The sequence below is a fragment of the Dactylosporangium sp. NPDC005572 genome (assembly GCF_040605515.1).
Lineage (GTDB): Bacteria > Actinomycetota > Actinomycetes > Mycobacteriales > Micromonosporaceae > Dactylosporangium.
This window is the reverse complement of record NZ_JBEXCY010000373.1, coordinates 1-5,762: the sequence shown is the minus strand read 5'-3', so window position 1 is coordinate 5,762 and position 5,762 is coordinate 1. Positions and strand designations below refer to the sequence as shown.

General features: G+C 75.9%; 4 protein-coding genes. 1 reads left to right on the top strand and 3 read right to left on the bottom strand.

Features of this window, described 5'->3' with window-relative positions; all coding sequences use genetic code 11:
• Positions 1–883, top strand: an 883-nt coding sequence (locus ABZS66_RS60125) for a hypothetical protein (RefSeq protein WP_354773739.1), incomplete at its 5' end; no start/stop codon positions are given.
• A 69-nt stretch (positions 884–952) separates the two neighbouring features.
• Here the strand turns inward: ABZS66_RS60125 and ABZS66_RS60120 are convergent.
• Genes ABZS66_RS60120 through ABZS66_RS60110 form a run of 3 tightly spaced genes read right to left on the bottom strand, consistent with a single transcriptional unit; the run spans position 953 to position 5,708 of the window.
• Positions 953–1,204: a phosphopantetheine-binding protein gene (locus ABZS66_RS60120; RefSeq protein WP_354773737.1), complete on the bottom strand. Its 252-nt coding sequence runs from the start codon at positions 1,202–1,204 to the stop codon at positions 953–955.
• On the bottom strand, positions 1,201–4,215 hold the full coding sequence (locus ABZS66_RS60115; RefSeq protein ID WP_354773735.1) for an amino acid adenylation domain-containing protein: 3,015 nt from the start codon (positions 4,213–4,215) through the stop codon (positions 1,201–1,203). Before ABZS66_RS60115 ends, ABZS66_RS60120 begins: the two co-directional genes overlap by 4 nt.
• Positions 4,212–5,708 (bottom strand): class I adenylate-forming enzyme family protein, encoded by a 1,497-nt coding sequence (locus ABZS66_RS60110; protein ID WP_354773733.1) that lies wholly within the window; start codon positions 5,706–5,708, stop codon positions 4,212–4,214. The genes ABZS66_RS60115 and ABZS66_RS60110 overlap by 4 nt, the downstream gene beginning before the upstream one ends.
• Positions 5,709–5,762: the final 54 nt, after the last annotated feature.

The following is a 5,762-nucleotide window of genomic DNA, read 5'->3' as shown; positions in this document are numbered from 1 at the left end:
GTTCGGCGCCGGCACCGTGGCCGGGCTGCTCGCGCTGGTGGCCGTCGCCGCCGGCGCCGCGGCCGCCCACGTGCCGCTGCGGGCCGGCTACGGGGCGGAGCCCGAGCGGTTCCCGGTCGTCGCGAACCTGGGCGCCGGCGACCTGCTGCTGCCGTTCGACGCGTTCTTCGCCTGCCTGCTCTGGGCGCTGCCGTGGCCCGTCCTCGGTGCGGCGCTGGGGGCGCGCGGGACGACGGCGGTACGAGACGGGTGGCAGCTGCTGCTGGACCTGACCACGGCCGACCTGCCCGAGTCCCGGTGGGCCTGGGGTGCCGCGCTGCGGGCGGAGCTCGCGGCGATCGACGCGAAGGACGAGCGCCGCCGGTTCGCCCTCGGCGGCACGTGGGCCGCGCTGCGGTCCGGTTCACCGCGCGCCGCATGGGTGTGGGCGGGCGGGGTGGCGGTGGTCGTGGCCGCCGCGTCGTTCGCCGCGTCGCGCTGGTCGCTCGAGCACGACCGGGGCGGCATCCTCGGCTTCTGGGTGGCGGTGCCGAGCGCGCTGCTGTTCGCCGTCGCGCTGGCCACGGCCTGGCGCACCCGCTCGTTCGGCGCGGCGCTGCGGGCCACGACGCTGGCCGGCGCGGCCGCCCTGGTGGCGGTGCTCGCGGTGGCCGTGCCGGAGGCGGTGGTCTGGACGCATGCGCGCGCCGGCTACCTGAGCACCGGCGACGCGGTGCCGCCGGACTGGCAGTCCGCGGTCTGGGACGTGCTGCGCCCCGAGTTCATCGTCGGCATGGTCGCGTACTGGGTGATGAGCACGATCGGCGGCGCGGCGCTGGGCAGGACCCTCGGGCACCTGAGCGCACCCGACCGGCGGGAGGCCGCGGCCCCGGCCACCCGGTAGTGGCCCGGCGCGGGCCTACTCCGCCGCCGCGGGGGTTCCTGATGGCGGCCGGCGTGGCCGCGGCTGCCGTCAGATCCCCTGCCTGCGGAGGTACTCCGCCAGCGCGGGCACCGTGTCCAGGGCGGAGATGTCGTCGTCCGGCTCCACTGCGACGCCGTAGCAGCGCTCGACGGCCTGGATCAGCCGCACGTAACCGATCGACGTGAGCCCGAGCAGCCCGAGCGACTCGGGCTCGGCCAGGGCCTCGGCGGCGCTGATCCGGCCGTCGCTGGCCTCGGCGACCAGGGTCGCCAGGTCGTGGTGGAGATCGGGAACGGTCACGCCAAATCCTCCTGCCGCAACTCCTCGATGGAACTGACCACCCCGTCGACGGTCGGGGTGTCGAAGAAGACGTCGAACGGCACCTCGACGCCGAGGGCCTTACGGATCCGGGCGGTGATCTGCATGATCGTCAGCGAGTGCCCGCCCAGGTCGAAGAGGGTCTCGTCCGGGCCGATCGCGTCCACCCGGAGCACCTCCTGCCAGATGCCGGTCACGATCTGCGTCAGATCTGCACCGGCCGGCTCGGCGGCGGCCGTCGGCGATGCACCGTCGGTACGCTCCGGGGCGGGCAGTGCGGCCCGGTCGAGTTTGCCGTTGAGCGTGCGGGGCAGCCGATCCAGCCAGACGTAGTCCCTGGGGATCATGTATCTGGGCAGGCTCCCGGCGACGTGTGCCCGGACCGGCGGAAGCTCACCCGCCCCGACGAGGTAGGCCACCAGCTCCCCGCCCCGGACCGCCACCGCGGCCTGCGCGACGCCGGGCGCACCGAGCAGCGTCTGCTCGACCTCGCCCAGCTCGATCCGGTGGCCGCGCAGCTTGATCTGGTCGTCGGCCCGGCCGAGGAACTCGACCTGCCCGTCCGCGCCGAGCCGCACCCGGTCGCCGGTGCGGTACCGCCGCCGGCCGGCCGGATCGGTCACGAACCGCTCGGCGGTGAGGTCCGGCCGCCCCCGATAGGCCCGGGCCAGCCCGGCGCCGCCGATGCACAGTTCGCCCGGCACGCCGACCGGCACCGGGCGCAGCCGGGCATCGAGGACGTGCAGCGTGGTGTTGGCGATCGGGTGGCCGATGGTGATCCGGGCCGGTTCGGCCGGAATCTCGGCCGCGGTGGACCAGATGGTCGTCTCCGTCGGGCCGTACACGTTGATCAGGCGATCGACGAGCGGCCGCAGCCGCCGGGCGACCGGGAGCGGGAGCGCCTCGCCGCCGCTGAGCGCGGTGATCGGCGCGCCGGCCCATCCGGCGTCGAGCAGCAGCTGCCAGCTCGACGGCGTGGCCTGGACGTGGGTGATCCCGGCGGCACGGATGAGCCGGGCCAGCGTGGCGCCCTCGCGGACGGCCGCGTCGGCGGCCACCACGACCCGGGCGCCGGTGGTGAGCGGCGCGAAGAGCTCAAGTCCGCTGATGTCGAACGAGAGCGTGGTCAGGTTGAGCCAGCGGTCGGCGGGGTCGGCGCCGATCAGCTCACCCATCGCGGCGACGAGGTTGGCCAGCGCGGCGTGGCCGATCTCGACGCCCTTGGGGCGACCCGTCGAACCGGACGTGTAGATGACGTAGGCGAGCCCGGCCGGGTCGGCGGCGGTCGGGGGCGTCTCGGGCTCGGCCGCGAAGGCCGCCAGGCCGTCGAGCGGCACCAGCTCGGTGGGTAACGTGTCCAGGGCGGCCGCGGCGTCGGCGTGGCCGAGCATCAGCTTCGCGCCCGCGTCGGTGGCGATGAACTCCAGCCGGCCCACCGGATAGGTCGGATCCAGCGGCAGGTAGGCCGCCCCGGCGGCGAGGATGCCGAGCACGCCGGCGACGAGCTCGACGCCCCGGCGGGCGCAGAGCCCCACCGTGTCGCCGGCGACGACGCCGCGCCGGCGCAGCCCGTGGCCGATGCGGTGAGCGGCGCCGACCAGTTCCCGGTAGGTCAGCGTGCCGTCGTCGCCGGACACCGCCACCGCGTCCGGAGTGGACCGGGCCGTCGCCCGGACGAGGTCGAGCACGGTGGTGGCGGGGCGCCGCCTGTCAGTGGCGTTCAGCCGGTCGAGCAGCGCCAGCTCCGCCGGGACGAGCAGGTCCAGATCGCCGACCGGCCGGTCGGGCTCGGCCAGCGCCGCGGCGAGCAGGGTACGCAGGTGCCCGGCGCTCCGCTCGGCGTCGGCGACCGGCAGCAGCCGCGCCGGGACGTGCATCCGCCCGGTCAGGCCGGCCGGGGTGTCGACGAGATGCAGGTGCAGGGCGCTGCGGACCGTCGGCGGGGCGAGGAGCCAGTCCACTGTGGATGACGTGCCGGTGAGCCGCCGGTAGCTGATCGAGACGGGGGCCAGCGCCGGGCGGAGTGGCAGGCCGGGCCGGGCGCGCCCGAGCGGCACCTCGCGGTGGCGGTAGACGGCCCGGGCCTCGGCCCGTGCCGCGCCCACCAGCTCGGCGAAGGACGCCTCCGGGTCGGCCTCGAGGGTGACCGGCAGTTCGTTGACCCACATCCCGAGCTCGCCGGCGGTCTCCGGGCGCCGGGTCGACAGGTCGACAGCTACCGAGGTGGTGGTGTTGCCGTAGCGCGCGAGCAGGGCGTGCACGCCCGCGAGCAGCAGTTCGAACCGGGTCGCCCCGAGTGCCGCGGCCCCGGCGGTCAGCGCGTCGTCCAGCGCCGCATCCACCTCGACGTCGAGCTGGGTGGCGGGCTCGGCGGCCGTCGGCGTGCTCACCAGTCCGGGCAGGATCACCTCGTCGGGCGGCGCCGGGCGCCGGGACCAGAAGTCGCGCGCCGCCGGGACGGCCTCGGCGATCCGGTCGGTCTGCGCCCGCACGGCAGCGCCCAGCGCGGCGGGCGACCCGGCGCCGAGTGCCTGGCCGGCGATCGCCTTGGCGAGGTCGGCGACGAGCACGTCCTTGCCGACGCCGTCGAGGACCAGGTGGTGGGCGACGACGACCACGACCGTGCCGCCGTCGTCGACCCGCAGCGCCACGCAGCGGGCGAGCGGGCCGGCGGTGAGCTCGAAGCCGGCGGTGAGCTCGGCGGCGACGGCTGACGCGAGCGCGGCCGCACCGACCGCGCGGTGGCCGACCGGCGCCGGGTCGGTGGGCGCCAGCAACGGTTCGCCGTCCGCCTCGAGCACGGCCGAGGCGAGCGCCGGGTGCCGGCGGGCGACCGCGGCCCACGCCTCGTCCAGCACCTCCGGCTCCACCGGTTCGGGCACGGTCAACGCCACCGCCAGCAGGTACGCCGTGGACGTGCCACCGGCCCGCTCGGTGAACCAGATGCCCTGCTGAGCGGGGGTCATCCGGACACCGGTCACTGCCTGGGTCATGGCTCTCGCCGCTCCTCTCGTGGTCCTTCGGTACCGGGCCGGTCGTCGAACAGCGCCCGCAGCCGGTGTTTGACGACCTTGCCGCCCGCGTTGCGCGGCAGCTGGTCGACGTGGACGATCCGGCTGGGCTGCTCGTGGCCGGCCAGCCGGGTGGCGAGGAACCGGCGGACCTCGCCGAGGCCCAGCGCCCGGGTGGCCACGAGCGCGGCGGCGGGTGCGGTGCCGAGCACCGGATCGGGCAGGCCGAGCACGGCGGCCTCGATGATCTCGGGGTGCTCGTGCAGCGCCGCCTCGACCGCGACCGTGGAGACCTTGTCCGCGCCGCTCTTGATCACGTCGCTCTCGCGGTCGACGAGGTAGAGGTAGCCCTCGGCGTCGAGATACCCGAGGTCGCCCATCCTGGTCCAGCCGTCCCGGAACACGTGCCGGGTGGCCGCCGGGTCGTCGTGATACGACCGGCCGGTGCCGGCGGCGCGCAGCCACACCTCGCCGGTCACCCCGGCGGGGCAGGGCCGCCCGGCATCGTCGCACACGCGCAGCGCGCCACCGGCGACGACCTTGCCCAACGCGGCCGGGCGGTCCGGTTCGAAGACCACGCTGGACTGCGTCGGCGCCGCCTCGGTCGAGGTGTAGTAGTTGACGATCGTGGCACCGGGCAGCGCGGCCGCGAGCCCGGTCGCCACGGCGGGGGGCAGGACGGCGGCGGTCGAGCCGAGCAGCGCCACGCTCGTCACGTCGTGGCGGTCCAGTGCGCCCGAGCGCAGCAGTTCGATCGCCATCGCCGGCACCACGAAGACGCTGCCCACCGCGTGTCGTTCGATCAGCCGGGCGAAGTGCTCCGGGCCGAACCGGGCGGTCACCAGCATCCCGGCATGCGCGTAGAGCGCGTTGAACAGCATGGTCTGCCCGGCGTTGGTGCCGATCGGGAAGGCGTGCAGGAACTGCCGGGAGTGGGCCAGCGGCCGCAGCGGAGGGTTCGGCCGGCAGCCGTGGGTGAGGTTGGCGTGCGCCGCGGTGACGCCCTTGGGCCGCCCGGTCGTACCGGAGGTGTAGAGGATCTGCGCCGCATCGTCCGGCTGCGGCCCGGCCATCGGCGCTGCCGCGGGCAGCTCCGCGACGGTATCGGGGCCCCAGCGGAGCCGGACCGGCACGTCGGGCAGCGTCGCGCTCGGCCCGTGCAGCAGGGCGGCGGCGCCGCTGTGCCGCAGCATGTACGCCAGTTCGGCGGTGGCGCTGCGGGTGGACAGCGGCACGGCGACCGCGCCGGCGGCGAGCACTGCGGTGTAGGAGCAGGCGTAGGCGACCCAGTCCTGGGCGCCGTACAGCAGGCCGACCCGGTCGCCGGGGCGCACGCCCGCCGAACGCAGCCCGGCGGCGATCGCCTGCGTCCGGGCCTGCCAGGTGTCGAGGTCGAGCGCGCCGGCACCCTGGCTGACGGCGACGTGCGACGGCTCGGCGGCGGCGCGGGCGGCGAGCAGCTGCGGCACGGTCACAGCGCAGGCACAGTGTGGCGGCCATCAGCTCCAGCCGCTGCGGGATCAGCATGC